This window comes from Sphingobacterium sp. GVS05A (genome assembly GCF_019969845.1).
Taxonomy (GTDB): domain Bacteria; phylum Bacteroidota; class Bacteroidia; order Sphingobacteriales; family Sphingobacteriaceae; genus Sphingobacterium.
In genome coordinates this window covers 269,549-289,882 of sequence record NZ_JAHXYR010000008.1, presented here as the reverse complement: position 1 = coordinate 289,882, position 20,334 = coordinate 269,549, and the positions used below count along the sequence as shown (strand labels likewise).

Below are 20,334 nucleotides of genomic sequence, written 5' to 3'. Positions count from 1 at the left end.
AATCGCTCCTTTCTCTGCGGGGCTTACCCTTTGCATATCTTTGGCCTGTTCCCCTAGCCGGTCCTATTTCATCCTTCTCCCCTTCACTTATCATCTGATCGTCTTCGTTTATGACCGATTCGATGATCCCAAGTCCCAGCACAAAATACCGGACGATATTTAATGCCTTTGCAGTATGAAAAGATGTATACTCATACTAGTAAGCTTGCTGAGTACCTATGGAGTCGCCCTGGCTCAAAAAATCGTTACCGGTAAAGTCATTACGACAGATGGATCCGCCTTGGAACGTGTTTCCATTTTATTTCCTATTTTTTTAGCCAGATAAGGCAAATTCATTGTCTAGCTAACAGACGTGTTATTTGCATCAATCGCTAAAGTTTCTTCACCATCTGGCGAAACATTGTACATTTTTATCTGAAGGGTATGATCAGTGGGTAACGGAATATCAATTCGCCAACCCCAATCGGGATTATCGGTCACTTCATAAGAACCTCTTAAGGAGATATCTCCCGCCTCATTCATTGTACCATAACAATTCATGATCTTTCCATCCATACCCCATGAGTCAACCCATGATGCCGTAACTTCGGATTGTTTATTGTTGTTACCCATTAATAGCATCCCTTCTTGCGCTACACCTTCATGATACCAATCATAAGTAAACATTAGAAATTTGTTGTTAGCAACGGCTTTTATAGCTAAGTTTGATATCGAATCAAAGTTAGGATCGGGCAACCAGCTTAGGATCAACCTATGGTTGCCCTTCCAAAGTCCAATGTATTTATTATTTATGTCTATTAGCTTCATAGTTATTTCCGTTATACCTCCAAACACGTTCCGAAGGATATTACACCCTATTGCTGCTGCCGCATCACATTCCAGAAATTATAGTCCAGCATAGGCGCTTTGAGAACACCTACATGATGCCCTATGGTAACTATCTGACCGCGGTGATAGGTCGTATGGATAATCAAATGCTGGAGGTATTCATACTTGGGAAAATTAGAAGAAAACCATTGTGATTCGATGAGATGGGGCTCGTTCATTGCTTCACTATTTTCCTTTACGTAGGCAGCTAGAAGTTTGGCTTCGTTAACGATGTTGTTCATTTCAGTTTCAATGTCCACCGATGTAGCGATATAATCAAAGCTTGGCGTCGCCGTCTCACGGATCATCGATGACCAATACAACTGTGTATCGCTAATGTGCTTGAGCGTTTTTGCAATACTACTGAAACTCGACCGACATTCTGTTTGTAGCAACTCCTCAGGATAGCTCCTCAGCCAAGCAACCAACTGTTCGCTGACCCAAATGTTGTAATCAACACTGTTTGTAATGGATGTTTTTAGACTCATGGTGTTCTTATTTTCTATTTAATAAAAATTAAAATTGGGAAATATTCAAAGATCCGTACCACACAGCCGAACGCTACTAAACGCTGGCTATTAACCAATTAAATATAGTGAATTTTATGATTTGAAGTTATACCAATAAAATGATACGTCAGAAAATTAATACTTTTCATGTAGACTGAACATATAACTGACCACTACTTCATAAATCCAATAAACCGTCAATTGGCTAGCCCTTTCTCTGAATATACTTCTTTTTTAAAAAGACGCAATACATCTTACGATACCTAGGGTTCAGATGTAAAAAGAAAAAATTAAACAATCGATTTAAATCAACTATAAAGCCAGAAAAACGTTTTACAAACGCACTCGCTTTCAAGCATTTATTTAATTTCAAATGAAATTATCATAACTTAAACCTTATAAACTAAAAATTATGACTTCAATTAAATTAACCAAAAGGCTCTTTTATAGCCTCACCGTCTGTCTCCTTGCAGTCAGTGCCTGTAAGAAAGAAAATTTAGATTCTTTGGATTCAGCCATGTCAGCAAATAAGAAAGCTACCGTCGTTGACCTGAACAACGGTAGCGTACCGACAAATCCATATTACCAAATCGATTCGCTCGGTCAGGATACCCAAATCTTTTCGGAATATCCGGCAGCTGCAACAGCTAAAGATCGGTTAGCGCTATCATTCTTACCTTCTGATTATTTGCCGACAGGTTTTTATGCCAAGCCAGGTGATACCTTGAAAATTAATGTTCAAAAAACAACAGGCGCCACTTTACCCAAATTACTTGTCGGCACCTACAAAAGGCTAGGAAAAGACTCCTCTCCACAAGAAGTACAGCTACAGGAAGGGAACAATACGATCATTGCTACTAAAAGAGGATCTTTATGGATAAGATATGGAACCGCAAATACACCTTCGAGTACTTCAAAGCTTACCTTTTCGGCAAACATTAGAAAGACTCCGACGTATATAAAAAACCGTACGGTTCAATCTGCATTTTCCGCAACTATTGCAGCCGCTGATACTGCCGTACAAGATCTTCTTTTTGTCGGACAGAATGTCTTTTTAGTGATGCCCAGAAGTAATAATACCTTTAGTAATCAAAATAACAACAACATCATTCAAAAAATTGATCAGGCCTGGGATGCTGAAGAGCGTTTGAGCGGTCTGGATGGTTCTTCAGCTATACATCAGCCCTATCCCATTCCACATACCATGACAATCATGGAACCTGCATTTGCCGGAGCACTTGCCGGTAACTATTCAACTGGATATTCCTACGTGTCAAACTTTTTTGAGACAGATGGCTATGTCTATTGGTTTCAGAAACATGAGTCAGGACATATGCACCAGCAAAAATGGGACTGGCATGCCGAGATCATGGCTGATTTTTATGCTGTAGCAGCAAATATTAACTTGGGATTACCCGCTAATAAAATCGGTCGTGATGGCGCTTGGGCAACGATCTGGACACGCGTAGCTGCTTATTTCAATAAACCGGATGCCGAAAGGGATTATAGTACGATATGGGGAGATGGCGGGGTGCAAGGAAGCCGATATCTAGGATCTGCAATGTTGATCCAATTGAAATATGCCTTTGGTGATACTTTTTATCATAACTTACATAAAATCGTAAGACAGGAAAAACCAACGCTGGCAAATGCAGCAGCTAAACATCAATATTTTATGCGTAAGGCATGCGAAATATCGGGTTACGATCTAACAGTTTTCTTTAAAAAATGGGGTTTTAATTATCCAACAATATATACTGAAATAGCAAATCTCAACCTGCCTAAGCCCGTTGTTGATCCCTCCTTATTCACCGATAGTGAAAGGCCGATATTAGAAAATGGCGCGATCTATCAAATTGTAACTGCTCTAAACAACTCCAGTGTGATCGACGTGAACAACAGTGTACCGTCAAATGGCACACTCGTATCGCTGTGGTCAAAGAATATCCCAGCTTCAAACAATCAAAAGTTTATCGCAAGGAAACAGACGGACGGTACTTTTGTATTCAGATCTTCCGCTGACAGCACCAAAGTACTGGATGTACAAGGTGGAAGTGCGAGTAATGGCACACAGATTATTGTTTATACGTACCATGGCGGTTCATCCCAAAAATGGACACCGTTGAATAGCGGAAATGATTATATTTCTCTGAAATCTAGTGTCGGGACAAACTCTTATTTAGACATCTATAGTTCAAATACTTCCAACGGAACAAAAGTTCAAATTTGGACTGCAGGAACTGGGAATAATCAGAAATTTAAATTTGTAAAGCTTTAAGTTCGGCCTAACAATATGTATTTGTAATATACCTCCTATCGGAGCAAGCCTTAAGAGATGTTGAAACTTTTTAATATACTCTTACAATGAACAAGTACGCTATTTGGCGTCTCAGAGTTTTCCAAGGTAATGTTTATGCCCAAAAAGACCCTACCCTCAAAAGGGATAGGGTCTATATGTCTAAATCGAATATTTTAATACGTTATGGTAATTGGGATCGTCTTGAAGGTACTCATGTTAAACGTTGTGTTCTTATATAGAATGACGAGATTATACTGACCAGATTGCCATTGTCGGTCGCCAGTGATCTGATTGCCCAAACCGTCCTTTTCCGCCCCGATAATAATATCATCACCAGTTATGGCACCATTTGCCAGCTTATACGTGTTAACTTTAGATGCTGGCCCAAGATCTTTATGCTCCACTTTGGAAATAATTATGGCTTTCGTGAGATCCAGCTTATCAACGGTTTCAGGGAAATGATTCAATGTCCGTTTAATCAATGCTGTATATAAGATGCCGTCACCCTGTATTTGTTTAATCTGCGCTCGAGCTGTAAACTTATCCCCTTTTTTGAATACTATCGGGGTCTCAACATAGGTACCCATATAGTAAACCATATCATCGTTTCGGGAAAAGATATCACGGTCCACGACTGGATCGACAGGCATATTAGCAGCATCGAAGATCTGAAAATCTTCTTTTAGCTCCAGCTTCGATCCATTTACATCGTTTACAACGAAAAGGAAATCATATCTTCCCTCGGGTGCTTCCTGTGAAATGGTAAAATGTTTATGTACATTGGCATTTTTTAATCCTTTAAACTCATCCCAGGCGATTTCCATTTTCCATGGTGAGGTATAGCTCTGTCCGGCCTTTGGCAAAATCTTGACCTGAACAGATTCTATTTTATCTCCGGCAAGGAGATCTGCATTAAAATGAAAATCGCGGCCTCTAATCGCCTGCTTATTATTTGCATAACCGATTTCCACATTTTCAGCTGTCGGCTGACTAATTTCGGGCTCTTGTTTATCTTTCTTGCAAGAAACAAATAGTCCAGCGATGAGCATGATTGCGAGAAGAATTTTTACTGACTTGGTCATATGTTTTGGTTTTATTCGTTTTGCTGTTTTATTCATACTGCCAATGAGAAAGGATTAAAATCTTTTTGTTTGGTAAACACGAATGCAACACAGATGCAAATATAACAATCACACACAAAAGCAATACAGTTGCATTAATATTTATAAAATACTCCCCTTTTCACTTAAATTTTATGGCGAAAGCAGGCTGGTTTCCTTAAATTAGAAAGTAAAGAGACACTGTACAGGAACAGTTCGGCCTTTACGGCAAGTATATTGATGAAGCAGTTCAATTCCTCGGTGTACTCCTTCATATTCCAGAAGGAAAAGGCAACTTTGAGTTTATTTTAGGAGGGAGTAGTTTGATATTAACATTGCAGATTTATTGGGCACAACGAAAGCTATCCCATAATCCATTTAGCTTTGTCCACACAGGAGCGGTTCGCTGCTGGGGTGAAAACTGGTGAAAAATAATTGTGTGGTCTGCGCCAGAACATTTTTTTAAATGAACAGTCGCATGGAGGATCATTGGCTTTTTAGCCATGTAATCCACCATTTGTATGGTTCCAGTAAAGGTCGATTCGTCTTCGCCTTGGGGCTCGTCCAACTTCTTGAATTGTGCTTTGGTTTTCTTGATCAGCTCCTTTGGCAAGGCACGCTTTTCGATGTTACGATTTACAAGTCCATCGAAGTACATCGCCAGATTATTTTCGATTGTTTTTGCATCGGGTGCTTGCTGCCCCTCGACATACCACAAGAAAGCATAAGACCAGTATTCATCACTCTCAGGCTTACTCCATCCGGTTGTAAAACGCACATCCTCTACACCTTTGTAAGGAATTTTAGGTGCAAAGTCAATGGGAATCGGAAACCGCTCTATACCCCAGCCATCAAGATCAAGACTATATGGAGCTTGCCAAGCTACAGGATCAAATTTTTCCTGTGCTTGTAGTCCTATATTTATGGCCAAAACACAAATTAATAAAAAGATACATCTTATCATAATCGACTCATTTATTGCGGTTAATCTAAGATAACAATAAATTATTAAGTACGGATAATTTTTATTCAGCCCATTATAAAGAATATATCCCTGTTATTTATCCAATGTTTCAAAAAGAGAGTTTTGAGATCTATATTCAGGAACTATTTCCTTAATCATCTGCACCAGACGCATTTTATCTTCATTTGGATCAGCCGTTTTCGCAAGAGCACATAATTGCTCTACACGTGCTTTCTGCAACTCCAAATCCGGCGTATTGACTTTAGCAATCATTATCTTATCATGATAGGTCTTTTCGGTATTCTCCCCATTAGCCAAAAGCTCTTCAAAGATTTTCTCTCCAGGACGGAGACCTACAATTTTGATATCAATATCTTCGGGATAATTATATCCTTTGAGCCTGATCATTTGCTTGGCCAGGTCTATAATCTTAACAGGCTCGCCCATATCAAAAACAAATATCTCTCCGCCTTTACCCATTACCGCAGCTTCCTGTACCAATTGACAGGCTTCGGGTATTGTCATAAAATAGCGGGTTATATTCGGATCGGTAATTGTCAATGGCCCTCCCTTGAGCATCTGTTTCTCAAACAACGGGATTACGGAGCCATTAGAGCCTAATACATTGCCAAAGCGGGTCACAATAAAATTAGTCTTCGAATGTATATTGATCGTCGATATCGCAATTTCGGCAACACGTTTGGTAGCCCCCATTACGTTTGTGGGATTTACTGCCTTATCCGTCGAAACCATTACAAATTTGGACACATTGTATTTATCAGCCAACAAGGCCACATTGTAGGATCCCCAGACATTTGTTAAAATTGATTCATAAGGATTTGCCTCCATCAAGGGTACATGTTTATAAGCTGCAGCATGGAATACGTAGGTAGGATGATAAATTTGGAACAAAGTGTCCATAAACGACTCGTCTCGCACGTTTCCTACGATAAAGGTACACCGCGAAAAATGAATGGAGTTACTAAGCTCCTGCTGGATATCATATAAAGCTGATTCCGCCTGGTCCACCACGATAAGTTGTTTTAGATCGGTATGAGCGAGCTGGCGTACCAGTTCACCACCGATCGAACCTGCTCCTCCCGTAACCAGCACAATCTGATCTTTCATCTCAGATGCAATAGTAGGATTGTCCAGATCAATCGCCTTTCGGCCTAACAGATCCTCTATACGCAAACTCCGGATTTGTCTTGTCGCTACTTCGCCGGCCAATAGACGGGCCGTGTCTGGAATAATTTTAACAATTAATGGAATCGGCTCGGCGAGTTTAAACACTGTATTTAAACGTTCCGGTTTACGGTCATCTACCGCAATAATAATTTCCGAGGCCTTGCCATGCCTTAATACAAAATCCTTATTTAAGTCATTTATATCATAGATTTTAAAACCTTGAATACGATTGCCTATACGATGTGGATTATCATCCATAATGGCCACAATACGGTATTTGTTGCGGGAAGTATTATGGATAAAGTGGAAGGTGGTATTTCCCATATTACCCGCACCAAAAAGGATAACAGGAATACGGTTATCTTTATTCCCCCACATCAGCTCATGATACAGTGCACGATAAAGCACCCGGCTAAAGGTCATGCCAAAACCTGCTATCAGCGCATGAAAAAGAAGTTGTGTATCCGAAAAAGGAAGCATGTCATCATAGGAGGGATACAACCACTCTATTCCTTTACAAATGAGTTCAGCAGAAAAATAGGCCAATCCAATAGCCAGAACAATACGTTGCAATTCGCGAATACCCGTCTTGTGAACAACTCCTTTAAATGTGCCGAAGATGCAGAACCAGATCAAATAGACTACCGAAACAAGCAATGCCTGCCTGACCATATCATCGATATCTACCGCCCCCCGATGCTTGAATATAAGAACATAACTGACAAAAAAAGCTGTTACGACAATGATCATGTCCAACAGCAAAATTATCCAACGAGGTTTGTTGATGGACAAACCTTCTTTCCATAAATTACTCATTTAAATTCTATAAAGATATTATATACTTTAATCGCAGAATACGATTAAAAAGTATCCCTTTCTGTAATTAAAAATTTTGTAGAAACTCCTTTTTTGCAAACAGTACATTTATCGTACCTAAAATAGCTCGATTGATTATGTTTTTAAAAAAAGAATATTTTCGAGTCATTAATATTGTTTATAGCGGAATATTGAACAACTCTATCTCTTCAAAAATAATTAGAAATTGCGAATTTACTAAATTAAAAGAAGATCAATAGCTATAGAACCTGGACTTCGCTTGGCAATATATTACCAAGATCGAGAAACGAACCCATCTTTTCTAAACAATGGCGGACACCTATAACAGTCGTTTTTTATAATTACACTAAAAAACACTTAAGTTTGAGTAAATATTATAAATATTTATTACTTTTATTAGACATAAATAACCAACTATTAAAATGAAAAAATCACTAATCTATTTGTTTATTTTGCTCTTGATCTCTTGTGGGAAAGATGGTGAAATTGGACCGCAAGGCGAGAAAGGAATTCCAGGAGAAAACGGTTCAACTATCCTTAGTGGACGAACCTCGCCAATAGCTACTCTTGGTAAAAATGGAGATTTTTATTTAAACCTCTCAAATAACCTTCTGTATGGACCGAAAACAAATAATAACTGGGGATTACCCTTAAGTTTAAAAGGGGAAACAGGAAATACTGGCCAAAATGGAAATACAATATTAAGTGGGCAAACAGTTCCAGGCTCTACTATTGGGAAAGAGGGTGATTTTTACATTGACCTAAAAAATATAACGTTATATGGCCCAAAAAAAGGAAATAACTGGGGGGATCCTGTAAGTTTGAAAAGCAATGAGTCTCTAGGTTTGATAATATATAAACTAAGTGCAGATTTCAAGAACAATGCCTCTTCAGTGCTAATAGATACAAATATTGGTCCAGCTCCCATTTATAGATCAATTGGTACATCAGATGTTATTACTATCCCAACATTAGGTGGATATAGGATTAACGAATTTTATTATCAAACTTATTTGCGTGATGAAGAGTTTGAATTTCCAATAACATTTGCCCATCCCAAACCAATAAATTTCGATAAAAGCTTTACATTAAAGAACGTTCGAGCTAACCTGAATGATACATACTATGATTATACTGTGAAAATTAATGACCGTGAGATTTTTGGCAAAGACTTTAAATTTACAATGACAGCAACAACTGTCGCAGATATTGATTTTTCCACCAATGTAAGAATGATTTATTTAAACTTGTATGTAAAATCAATTGAAGTTGATAAGTATAAAACCTTATCAAAAAAATATAAGAATATTGATAAGTTCTTAAGATTAAAGTAGTTACAACAACACTGTGGTCTTCCATAAATAGACAACCTCATACATAAAATATTTAGGGAGGAGTAGACTACTATTTTATTAATTTAAAGAAAATTGCCATAGAAAAGGCTACTTAATCATTTTGGAGCTAATATACAACTTAGCAAAAGCTTATTTCTTAGATTGCACAAGGAAAGTCATAATGAGAAATAACGTTTATACACTCAGGGAATATCGGTGCTTGTAAAGATGAACCGTTTCGATAAACATTGATTAAATAAATTTCCAATTGTATTAAAAATAGAAATATACATTGTTATTCACTGGTAGCCTTACCTGTTTTTCAGGCAAATTAAAAATGTAAAATTTGTTTGTTATATATTATGGAAAAGAGTAAGTTTTCAGAACATCAAATCGTCAATATTCTCAAAGAATATGAGTCAGGCAAGGCAACAAAGGATATTTGTAGAGAACATGATATTTCAGCGCTCACTTTCTATCAATGGAAGTAGAAGTACGGAGGTATGAACGCACAACACCTTAAAGAGTTAAAAGAATACTCGTCTAAAACGGATGCTTGCGGAGCAGGAAAAGGGTACTTCGGGTTTATCCAAATATCAATTTGAAGCTCAGAACCAAACGCAAACGCCACATTCGATCTAGGATTAAAGAGAAACTCCTAGTTCCAGGATCAATTAATGACACTTGGTCGATTGATTTTATGATCGACTCCTTGACGGCGGGCAGAGTGCTCAAAGTCATAGATGATTATAATCGTGAATCATTGATAAATGAGGCATTCTATTCAATACCAGCTGTTATACTGGTAGAAAAATTAAAGGAATTGATCATGTATAGACCTACACCCAAGCGTATAAGAACGGAAAACGAGCCTGAATTTCTGTCCAAGGTCTTCATCTACTTCTATATTGAAAACGGAACAATATTTACTCCGATCTCATTGTCAAATCATTAATAAATCATGAAATTTCAACGAAGAAAGCGAGTTGTTCAACAGAAATTAAACAACTCGCTTTCAATTATTTAATTCTTTGTTTTATAGCTTTTCTTCCGTTTCTTTTTTATTTTCCAAAGTTTCAGATTTACTTTCCTGTAGTTGTTCTAACTGAGATTGTTGTTTTTCAGTCACGGTCTGATTGGACCGATTTCCCTCTAATTCCTCTGCCTTCACGCCCTTTGGATTGCTCCATAATTTCTTTTTATAAGCGTCCAGCTTCTCCTCTACCTTCCGACCATCTAATAATTGTCCACCATTCTCAGATTCTTTTACATTCTGTAACATACCTGGAGATGATTCACGCACAATTGTACTCGCAAATTTGTTCTGCACAAAAAAGTCATCCATGGTCATATCATAAAGCCCTTTATCCGGATCAGAAATATCTACCTGTACCAAGCTATAGCGTAATTGTGGGAAATATAGCCAAAAAGCAGGTGTCGCACCCACAGACTCCGATAACTCAGCAGAAGTAGTAATATTCATTAATGGAGCCACACCGATAATGCGTGTTTCCAATCTGCTCCGTTGTTTATCGAAGAAGATATCTTCTTTAACCCGAAATTTAGTTACCCGGCTTGGATCAAACTCATTCAGCGCCATTTTGGAGTCGATCTGATTTCCCTCACCGTCAAAGATTGGTACCAACACACTATCTGCAAAACGGGCCATACCTTCCTGTGCACTTAAACGACCTTTGAAAGAATCATCATCAGGGCTATAAAGTGAAAGTTTTCCCTTTTCAATTGCTTTCATTACCACTTCAATCAAAGAGTTTCCTGGAATGGCTAAAATATAATTTTTTTCATCCTTTAGATCGATATCGCGCCATACCCGCTTATAGAAACGAATATTCTTCTTGTTCACCTCAGGATAAGCAAATGGCACCGCATCTTCCATGCTATTCGCCTGATAAAATCCATCGGTAGTTGGAATCGTATCCGGATTAACTTCCCCCGAAACGACTGGTATCGCTGACATTACATTATTTAAGGTATCCTGTTTTCTAGGAACCGTATCTATTGTCGTCTCTTGCTGAGCGAACAATGATCCAGTTACCAATGCCATGGTAACTGTCATTACTGCTTTCATGTTCATCATTATCGAATTTATATTTTACAGTCCGAATTAATACTTACGTGTTTTACTTTGCACAGTTGGCATTTCGAATGCAGACATCACACAACGAAAACCAATATAAGAATGCGGCTCGTAATCCACCGAATAATTACGTGTTTCACTATTTAATTGTTCACCATTGTCCTTCCATGAGCCGCCACGTACAACTTTTCGTTTGAGTGCATCCCCATCCTTTGCATCGGCATCATACAATAATGCGGGATTAAGGTCATTGACAAATACGACAGCCGATGGGCTATACGCATCCAATGTCCACTCGGAAACATTACCCGCCATATTGTAAACACCAAATGCATTCGGCATATACGATTTAACAGGTAGTGTGAACGTTGCTCCATCACGTGAGTAAGTACCTTCGCCTTGTTTAAAGTTGACAGCCAGCTTCTTTTTACCTTCTGTACCATCAATAGTCATTCTTGAACCAGCTATTGTATCTTGTGGATCCAGTTTGCCCGACGCGGCATATTGCCATTGTGCTTCTGTTGGTAAGCTTAGGCTTAGTTGATAACCATTGAGGTAGGAATTTTTTAATACCGTAGCCGCCATTTCACTTGCACGCCAATCCGTAAATGCCCGCGCTTGTCTCCATGTTACTCCAACAACGGGATAATAGTCAAAAGAGGGATGCGTAAAATAATTCGCATCCAAAGAAGCTAATTGTGCATTCGGAAAATCCTTTGTCCAGATATCTTCCACGGGCATCACCGCAACGGAATCCGTTACATACCCCTTTTTCATATTTCCTTTTGATTGTAAATACGAGAAGCGGTATTTAATTACCTCCGGATTGAGTGCACGTCTGTTACCGCGCATTTCTAACATTGGTGCTATACGTTCCTGAATGCTTGGATCGTTACTTTTCCATAAAGGAGAGACTTTCTTAACCTTTGCCCAGTTAATTCTTCGCTGTCCTACCTGTTCACCTGCTATCTCCAAAAAGTATTGGTCATCTTGCAGATAATCCGTTACCGCAACAGAGTCCGCTACCCAATTCACAAATTCACGATACTGTTTATTTGTGACTTCAGCCTCATCAATAAAAAAGGCGCTCACACTCACATTTTTCCCCACATTACCGCTATCAAGAGAACCCTTGAATAGAATTGTTCCTGATGGGATATAAACCATTCCTGGTGGCGCAGGCAGTTTACCACCGCGAAAGGCATTTACTTTAGGGGCCTTATATACGGCCGAGTTGGATTTACATGCTGAGAAAGCAATCAAAAGTGCCAAAACACCGAAAGCTATTAAACGATTTCTATAGATCTGTTTTATTATATTCATCTCATTTATTAATTAAATTAGGTTACTTAATTCGCTTATTTTCGATTGAAAAGGGCATATTTTACACCCAGCGATACAAAACCATATTGATCATTATTTTTATTCTTTATACCGTCTAGGTTATCATTGGTGGTTAGGGTGTGCTGGTAGTTGACGTTGATAGCCCATTGTGGCCCATATAAAGTACGCCCAAAAGGAATATCGAAGCCCACGTTTAGAGGGATTACAAAATGTATTTCTCCTAGATCTTCAGCCAGCTCTCCTCCTTGGTTAATAATACCATCGGTATATTCAGGGGCCAAATGTCGAGCTATACGATTTTTCACTAATCCAGCGCCGGCCCCAACATAAACGTTGGAAAGAATACGCGAGAATGTATTTGTCTGTAAAGTATAATAGCTGTAATTGTCTGCGTGCCCCATAAATTGCCCTAAACGAACTTTTCCATTTATGTTTCCGGCGAAGTAGCGATTTTCAAAATCACTATTATATCCACTCCCACTCAATGTACCTTTTTCCCCGTGTAGACCAACCGATATAAATGGATTAATCAGATAATCTGCTTCACCATAAAAAGCGAAATTAGCGTCTACATTCGCTAGATCTGTTAAATTATAAGCCACACCAGCACCCGCGCCAACGCTAATAGGCCTTGAAAATTGCGCCGACACGGTACCTATCATAAAACATGAAATTCCTAGTGCTGTAAATAATAGTCTTTTTCTCATAGTGAGTTGATTAGTATTAAAAATATTACAATCATAACGGATTGTAATAAAAATTATTATAAAATAAAACCCCAAGCCGAATATTCGACTTGGGGTTAAACAACAATAAGGCCAAAATCTATAAAATTATAGATCTATTTTATATTTAATCGTTCCTTAATATCCTGCCATATTTTAGCCAGGCCTGTCTTCTTATTCTTACCTTTATCGCCATAGCCATAACCATAACCGTAGCCGTAGCCGTAGCCTCTAGCAAAATCTACGTCATTGACTACTGCAGCAACATTTTTCAACTTGCCTTCGACATAAAGTTCACGAGGTACTTGCAATAAACGCTTATCAAGATAATTAACACGTGATACATATAATGTCAGATCGGCATTATGTGCAATAAGCAAAGTATCTGTCACCAAACTAACTGGTGCAGTATCCACCAATATATAGTCATAATGCTCACGCGTATACTTAATCACATCATCAAAATGACCGTTCATAAGCAATTCCGCAGGATTTGGTGCAATGTACCCTGAGTAAATGACATCAAAATCATAATTACCCGGCTTTTTAATAATAATATTATTAACGTCCATTTCTGGATTAATCAAGAATTGAGTTATTCCGACGTTGGTGTGCTGTAAATGTGACAAGCCCAAATAATCCAATACTTTTGGGCTTCGAATATCAGCTCCAATCAATACCACCTTTTTACCCGACATGGATAATATCTGCGCTAGGTTAGTTGTAACAAATGATTTTCCTTCTCCTGAAATTGTTGAGGTAACAAATACAACTTTGGAAGTGTCTTTCTGATCAGCACCAAACATAAAATTCATATTGGTACGCAGAATACGAAAGGCCTCTGCTAAGGAAGACCGGTCATTAAGATGTACAATCGTATCTTCAGCAGTAGGTATTTCACCCAAAACGGGAACTTTAACAATTTCTTCAATGTCTTTTCGGGAGTGAATCTTGTTATCTAATAAAAATTTCAAATACAGAATTCCAAATGGTATCAAAAGACCTAAAATAAGAGCCGCAGATAATACAATAGATTTTCTAGGTGCAACCGGTAGGCCATTACCATAAGCCGCGTCAATTATTTTTAAATTGTCTGGAGTGGCAGCTGCTTTTACTTCGCTTTCCTCTCTTTTTTGTAACAACAACAGATAAAGTGATTCTACAATTTGCTGCTGTCTCGAAATTTTCTTAAAACCTTGTTCTTGACTTGGAATTGAACTAATTCGTCCTCTGATCTCGTTTGACTTACTCTCTATACTATTTAATGCTAGCTGTGTCACGTTTTGATAGTTCTTGAGTGATTGTCGAATATTTTTATTGCTTTCGTTCAAATTTTCATTTAGAGCAATAACAGCAGGATTTTGATCCGAAGCTGATTTCAATAAATCGTCTCGTTCAAGAACTAGCCGATTATATGCTTCAATAGAACCAGTAATTGAGGCATCTTGAAGACCAATATTTGAAGGCAACAACTTCCCCACTTCCTGACTCTTCAAATAGTCATTCATGTGATCAACAAGTTTTAATTGAGTCCGATATTCTAATACTTTTTTATCATTTTCCGATGCATTATTGAGAAATACACCAGCCTCAGTTGCCATATCAACCATAGAATTAGCAGACTTAAAATCAGCTGCTTGCTCATCGGCTCCCGAAAGGTCTTTAGAAATTAACATTAAACGCTTGTTGATAAATTCTGAAGTTGCCCTAGTCATGCGCAGTTTATCATTTGTTAAATCGGCATTGTAAACATCAATAAGTGTGTTAATTATTAACTCAGCTTTTTTATCCAAGGTTGATAACATCGAAAAATTCACCACATAAGATTGATTTTCTTTGCTTGGAACAATGCTTATAGCATTTAAATTACCATCAACAGCCCAGTCTTTAGGAATAATATTGATCAAAAACTCTGTATCTGCATTAATTTTCTTTGTTTTCTTAACATTATTCTCCTTGAAAATCAAATTATTTCTACCGATTTTAACAGCTTTATCAAAGATAACATCAAATTTCTCTTTGGATATCAAATTAATTACCTCCAGGCGATTTGAATCTTTGTAACGTGCTTGAATATTTAGACGAGTCGAGTCCTGATTTCCTTGTGGTTCAACGATGAAAGGCATTTCGCGTTCCAAAAGCTCTGACGATCGTATATTTCCTTTAATAGAGTAAACTATATTCAAATTATGTTGATCAACGACCTTACGCATCAATCTTCGGGAATAAAGAACTTCAATTTGATCAGTTACAAAAGCAGAACGACTCCCACCGAAGCCCATACTGCTACTAAGTTCTGCGATACCTGCTAATTCCCCCGCCGAAGCACTCTTTTCATCTTTTAGTAAGATTTTTGCAGTAGTATTGTAGGTCTTTTGTGCATAACGTAAATATGCGAAAGCAATTCCTATAGATAGAATGACGCATACCAAGAACCATTTCCAATAAAATAAATACTGTTCGAAAAGCTGTCTCAAGTTAATTTCTTCTTCTTGATTCCTGTTGTATATAGATTGGTTTTCCATGTATATTATTAACGTGTCAATACTGATATTACAGTGATTAATAAACTAGCAATTGAAATAATAATATTAGTATTTGCACCTAGCTTGGAATTATTAATCTGTGCCTTATTGGGTTCAACATAAATTACATCATTTTGAACTAAATAATAATAAGGCGAATTTAGTGTACTTTTTTTTGTCAAATCAACTTGATGCATAGTTTTTTGCCCATTAACTTCACGAATTAAAGTTACATTTTGACGAACACCTCGAATAGTCAAATCACCAGCCATACCCAATGCTTCTAAGATTGTAACTCGCTCTGTTGGCATAATAAAAGATCCAGGGCGTGCAACCTCTCCTAACACAGAAACTCGAAAGTTATTAAAATTGATATTGACTCCAGGATCCTTTATATATTGGCTCAACTCATTTCTTAATTTTTCAATAGCTTCAAGACGAGTCATACCTCCGACATGTACACTTCCCAACATAGGAAGTATTATATTACCCTTATCATCAACGGTATAAGTAGGACGCAATGCCATATCTGTTTGCTGTGTCAGGTTACTCGTTGCCATTGTACTTACGGGATTAAATGGAGCAGTTACTTTTGGGTCCGCGGCTGTAACAACAACAGTCAATATATCATTTGGCTGGATTTTAGGCACATGTTGTTCATAAATAGAATTTATTACGGTAGAATCTTGCTGAAGATAAACCATATCCTTACGTGAACCACAAGAACAAAAGATTATTAAGAGGGTTATAACTTGTACTATATGTACACTATACTTTGATATTAAATGCATGTGCTCTTTGAATTATAAATTGATTTTCTATTTACCGACAAAAATATACTTTTTTATTCATACTACCTTGGCAAAAATGCCAATTCAAATAGTTGATTTGAATCCGCAAGAGGCAAGCAAGATTTATGCCTAAATTTAGGTTTTGATCTTTTCAATCAAAACTTTTCTTTTGGAACACATATAACAGCTTTTTATCCTTTCAACTCCATAATTTATTATATTTGAATTATTCTTTAAATAAATAATGGATAACAAACTAAAAACAGCATTTTTTCATCTATTGCAAATTGGTCTATGGGGCAAACTTCCTCCTACATCAATAAAACCTTTAACAGATAGAGAATGGGAGCATATATATACATTTTCTATAACACATACAGTGGAGTGTATAATTTTTGATAGTTTTCTTTTTTTAGACCATACAATGCTTCCTCCACAATACCTTCGCTTAAAGTGGGCTGTTAGAGTAGATCAAGTTGAACGCCAAAATACAAAAATGAATATTGCAATTGAAAATCAACACAAAATATTCATAGAGAACGGATTGTCACCGATTTTACAAAAAGGGCAAGGAGTTGCTTTTTGTTATAACAATCCTTTACATCGTATTTCCGGAGATATTGATTGGTACTTCGAGGATCGAGGTTACACCAAAGCACGAGAAATTTTGAAGGAAAAATCTATTGATTTTACCGACACAGCGGGTTTTAGTTTGATTTATGACTGGAATGGAATTGACATCGAGCATCACAAAAATCTTTTTGATCTACGCAGCCCTTTGAAGGCATCCTATCTAAAAAAAATAGAAAAGCTTTATCAAAATAACCAACTTAGAATTAATATTGGAAATACGCCAATTAAAATTTTAGCTCCTGAATTGCAAATGCTGCAAGTTAATGGCCACATTTTAAAACATATGATTTCTTTCGGAATGGGGCTAAGGCAATTCTGTGATTCAGCAAAGCTTTATTCTTATTATAGTGAGAAAATAGATAAGGATCTTCTTAAAAAAATCTATAAAAATACAGGTATTCTCAAGTGGACTCACCTCCTTCATAAAATTCTTGTAGATTACATTGGACTACCGCCTGCGCAACTTCCATTCAATTACCCGGATAAAATTAATGTAAACTGGATGCTTAAAGAGATTTGGCATGGTGGAAATTTTGGATATTATGATGATCGTTATGTTGGGGGGAAAGTCAATGAGAAAATATCGATTCAGCCTGATGGGGCAAAAAGACTTTGGGCCAATTTCTGGAGATATTTACCCTATGCACCCCAAGAAGCATTTTTTTTCCCCTTCGTCCATTTATACTCGAAATTCATCGGTATAGATAGAAGCTAGAAAAAGAGCCTTAATGTTGAATTAAGGCTATTTTTCTATACTATTTAGCAAATACATTTTCAATTTTATTGCGAATTCGATATTTATCAGTGTCTATTAAATTTGACCCTGATGGTAAACAAAGTCCATCATTAAATAATTCTTCTGCTATATTTTCACCATAATATGGTGTATTTGCAAAAACAGGCTGTAAATGCATGGGTTTCCAAAGAGGACGCGATTCAATATTATCTTCAAGCAGTGCAAGACGGAGGTCCTCTCGAGAGACATTAGCTTTAGCACTATCAATCGTAATCGCTGTTAACCAATGATTAGAGTAAAAGTCTTGATTAGGCTCGGTTAAAACATTAACACCACTAATGCCAGAAAACAATTCCATATAAAACCTTTTCATAGCTCGGCGGGCTTCAATTCGAGTATCCAATACTTCCATCTGTCCTCGACCGATACCCGCACAAATATTAGACATTCTATAATTGAAACCTATATGAGAATGTTGATAATGAGGAGCATTATCGCGAGCTTGAGTCGACAAAAATACAATTTTTTCCTTATCTTCTTCTGTATGACAAACTAAAGCTCCCCCGCCTGAAGTAGTAATTATTTTGTTTCCATTAAAACTCAAGACTCCAAAGCGGCCAAATGTACCACAATGCTTACCCTTATATGATGATCCCAATGCCTCAGCAGCATCTTCAATTAATGGTATATCAAATTCATCAGCAACAGCAAGTATTTGATCCATTTTTGCCGGCATACCGTACAGGTGTACAACAATAATAGCTTTGGGTTTTTTCCCCTTTCTTAATCGGTCAATCAACGCCTCCTTCAATGCTATAGGACACATATTCCAAGTTTCTTTTTCAGAATCTACAAAAACGGGTATCGCCCCTTGATAAGCGATTGGATTTGCAGAAGCAGAAAATGTCATTGACTGGCAGATCACCTCGTCTCCATACGTTACACCACATTCGATCAAGGCCAAATGCAGGGCAGCAGTTCCGGCGGAAAGTGCAGCCACTTTTACATCTGAATCTAAAAAATTTTCTAAATCCGTCTCAAAACCATTTACATTTGGGCCTAGAGGCGCTACCCAATTGTTTTCAAAAGCTTCATGAATGTATCTTAATTCATTTCCCCCCATATGAGGAGAAGAAAGCCATATTTTATCTGACATCGCGTTTAAAGTTTATGTTCTATTTTCCTAATAATTTTCCCAGGGTTCCCCACAACTGTACATCCATCTGGGATATCTCTAATGATAACCGCTCCGGCACCAATTGTACACCAACGGCCTATTTTAACCCCTTGTATTACACATGCCCCAATACCGACATGGGTGCCCTCACCTACAAATACGTTTCCTGCTAATGCAACGTTTGGTGATAAATGTACAAAATCTTCTATAATACAATCGTGATCTACTGATGCATTTGTATTAATTATACAATGTTGACCGATATTTACATCAACATTAATAGTTGCGCCAGCCATAACAACCGTTCCTTTACCTAAAACACTTCTATGGGAAAGATTTGCGCTATTAGATATGAGCTTTGGAAATATGCAACTGTATTGATTAGCTATTCTTTTTCTAACTTCATTATTTCCAATAGCAATTACAACTTCCAACGGTCCGTCCGGATATTCGTGAAAAACTCTATAACCTAATAACGAAATTTTATCTAGATCAGTATCAATAAATCCGTCAATACATAAATTAAGACTCTCTATAATTTCTGCAACTACCTTTCCATGACCACTTGCCCCAAATAAATACATAACATTTTAATTATTAATTATTTCCATTAAAGGGTTCTATCGTTGCATGCCCTTCGGCTGAAATACCCTCCCTAATAAAAACCTTTTTAAATGTGGTAAAAAAAACTTTTAAATCAGTGAGAAATGATATGTTATCTACATACCATACATCTAACTCTAACTTTTTTCTCCAAGATATAGCGTTTCTCCCGTTTACTTGAGCCCAACCAGTGATACCTGGTCTAACTTCATGGCGTCTAGATTGTTCATAATTATAAAGGGGGAGATATTGTATTAACAAAGGGCGGGGTCCAATCAAAGACATATCTCCTTTCAAGACGTTTATTAATTGAGGAATTTCGTCCAAAGACGTTTTTCGCACAAAAGTTCCTACAAATGTTAGGCGATCAACATCAGGCAGCAAATTCCCATGGGGGTCACATTTATCGTTCATCGTTTTAAATTTAATTATTTTAAAAATCTTTCCCCCTTTGCCAGGTCTCGATTGAAAAAAGAATGGTTTTCGATCATTAACACAATAAAGCAAAATGATAATTACCAAAAGAATCGGACTTAATACCAGCAATCCTACTAATGCCACAATAAAATCAATGAGCCTTTTGAATACATTTTTATACATAAAT

17 protein-coding genes are annotated in these 20,334 nt (G+C 37.3%); 4 read left to right on the top strand and 13 right to left on the bottom strand.

What is annotated here, in order from left to right:
* Positions 1-339 precede the first annotated feature (339 nt).
* Together LC454_RS20125 and LC454_RS20120 are read right to left on the bottom strand one after the other, a co-directional pair.
* On the bottom strand, positions 340-807 hold the full coding sequence (locus tag LC454_RS20125; RefSeq protein ID WP_223584197.1) for a DUF1579 family protein: 468 nt from the start codon (positions 805-807) through the stop codon (positions 340-342).
* 47 nt (positions 808-854) lie between these two features.
* A complete protein-coding gene (locus LC454_RS20120; protein WP_223584196.1) occupies positions 855-1,355 on the bottom strand; it encodes a DinB family protein in 501 nt (166 codons plus the stop codon).
* 433 nt (positions 1,356-1,788) lie between these two features.
* Between LC454_RS20120 and LC454_RS20115 the strand changes: the two genes are divergently transcribed.
* Complete coding sequence (locus tag LC454_RS20115) at positions 1,789-3,654, top strand: M60 family metallopeptidase (protein WP_223584195.1); 1,866 nt, start codon at positions 1,789-1,791, stop codon at positions 3,652-3,654.
* A 194-nt stretch (positions 3,655-3,848) separates the two neighbouring features.
* Here the strand turns inward: LC454_RS20115 and LC454_RS20110 are convergent, their stop codons facing one another.
* The 3 genes from LC454_RS20110 to LC454_RS20100 form a co-directional block, all read right to left on the bottom strand.
* Complete coding sequence (locus LC454_RS20110) at positions 3,849-4,757, bottom strand: DUF4625 domain-containing protein (protein WP_223584194.1); 909 nt, start codon at positions 4,755-4,757, stop codon at positions 3,849-3,851.
* A 361-nt stretch (positions 4,758-5,118) separates the two neighbouring features.
* Positions 5,119-5,706 carry a hypothetical protein gene (locus tag LC454_RS20105; protein WP_223584193.1) on the bottom strand — a complete coding sequence of 196 codons (588 nt, stop codon included), beginning with the start codon at positions 5,704-5,706 and terminating at the stop codon, positions 5,119-5,121.
* Between the two features lie 126 nt (positions 5,707-5,832).
* Positions 5,833-7,743 (bottom strand): polysaccharide biosynthesis protein, encoded by a 1,911-nt coding sequence (locus LC454_RS20100; RefSeq protein ID WP_223584192.1) that lies wholly within the window; start codon positions 7,741-7,743, stop codon positions 5,833-5,835.
* 443 nt (positions 7,744-8,186) lie between these two features.
* On the opposite strand from LC454_RS20100, the gene LC454_RS20095 reads away from it, so the two are divergent.
* On the top strand, positions 8,187-9,098 hold the full coding sequence (locus LC454_RS20095; protein ID WP_223584191.1) for a hypothetical protein: 912 nt from the start codon (positions 8,187-8,189) through the stop codon (positions 9,096-9,098).
* A 362-nt stretch (positions 9,099-9,460) separates the two neighbouring features.
* Complete coding sequence (locus LC454_RS20090) at positions 9,461-9,589, top strand: transposase (protein WP_223584190.1); 129 nt, start codon at positions 9,461-9,463, stop codon at positions 9,587-9,589.
* Positions 9,590-10,134: 545 nt separating this feature from the next.
* Here the strand turns inward: LC454_RS20090 and gldN are convergent.
* From gldN to LC454_RS20065, 5 genes are all read right to left on the bottom strand, one after another.
* Positions 10,135-11,187, bottom strand: a complete 1,053-nt coding sequence (gene gldN / locus LC454_RS20085; protein WP_223584189.1) for a gliding motility protein GldN — start codon at positions 11,185-11,187, stop codon at positions 10,135-10,137.
* Positions 11,188-11,223: 36 nt separating this feature from the next.
* Positions 11,224-12,519 carry an SUMF1/EgtB/PvdO family nonheme iron enzyme gene (locus LC454_RS20080; RefSeq protein ID WP_223584188.1) on the bottom strand — a complete coding sequence of 432 codons (1,296 nt, stop codon included), beginning with the start codon at positions 12,517-12,519 and terminating at the stop codon, positions 11,224-11,226.
* Between the two features lie 35 nt (positions 12,520-12,554).
* On the bottom strand, positions 12,555-13,247 hold the full coding sequence (locus LC454_RS20075; protein WP_223584187.1) for an outer membrane beta-barrel protein: 693 nt from the start codon (positions 13,245-13,247) through the stop codon (positions 12,555-12,557).
* A 134-nt stretch (positions 13,248-13,381) separates the two neighbouring features.
* Complete coding sequence (locus LC454_RS20070; protein ID WP_223584186.1) at positions 13,382-15,790, bottom strand: GumC family protein; 2,409 nt, start codon at positions 15,788-15,790, stop codon at positions 13,382-13,384.
* An 8-nt stretch (positions 15,791-15,798) separates the two neighbouring features.
* Entirely contained in the window at positions 15,799-16,581 is a 783-nt protein-coding gene (locus LC454_RS20065) for a polysaccharide biosynthesis/export family protein (RefSeq protein ID WP_223584185.1), read from the bottom strand.
* A 244-nt stretch (positions 16,582-16,825) separates the two neighbouring features.
* Here LC454_RS20065 and LC454_RS20060 point away from each other — a divergent pair, with 244 nt between their 5' ends.
* Positions 16,826-17,929: a nucleotidyltransferase family protein gene (locus LC454_RS20060; RefSeq protein ID WP_223584184.1), complete on the top strand. Its 1,104-nt coding sequence runs from the start codon at positions 16,826-16,828 to the stop codon at positions 17,927-17,929.
* 40 nt (positions 17,930-17,969) lie between these two features.
* On the opposite strand, the gene LC454_RS20055 is transcribed toward LC454_RS20060, so the two are convergent.
* From LC454_RS20055 to LC454_RS20045, 3 genes are read right to left on the bottom strand one after another with little or no spacing between them, the layout of a single operon-like run.
* Positions 17,970-19,106, bottom strand: a complete 1,137-nt coding sequence (locus LC454_RS20055; RefSeq protein WP_223584183.1) for a DegT/DnrJ/EryC1/StrS family aminotransferase — start codon at positions 19,104-19,106, stop codon at positions 17,970-17,972.
* A 5-nt stretch (positions 19,107-19,111) separates the two neighbouring features.
* Positions 19,112-19,711, bottom strand: a complete 600-nt coding sequence (locus LC454_RS20050) for an acetyltransferase (RefSeq protein ID WP_223584182.1) — start codon at positions 19,709-19,711, stop codon at positions 19,112-19,114.
* Between the two features lie 13 nt (positions 19,712-19,724).
* A complete protein-coding gene (locus LC454_RS20045; RefSeq protein WP_223584181.1) occupies positions 19,725-20,330 on the bottom strand; it encodes a sugar transferase in 606 nt (201 codons plus the stop codon).
* Positions 20,331-20,334: the final 4 nt, after the last annotated feature.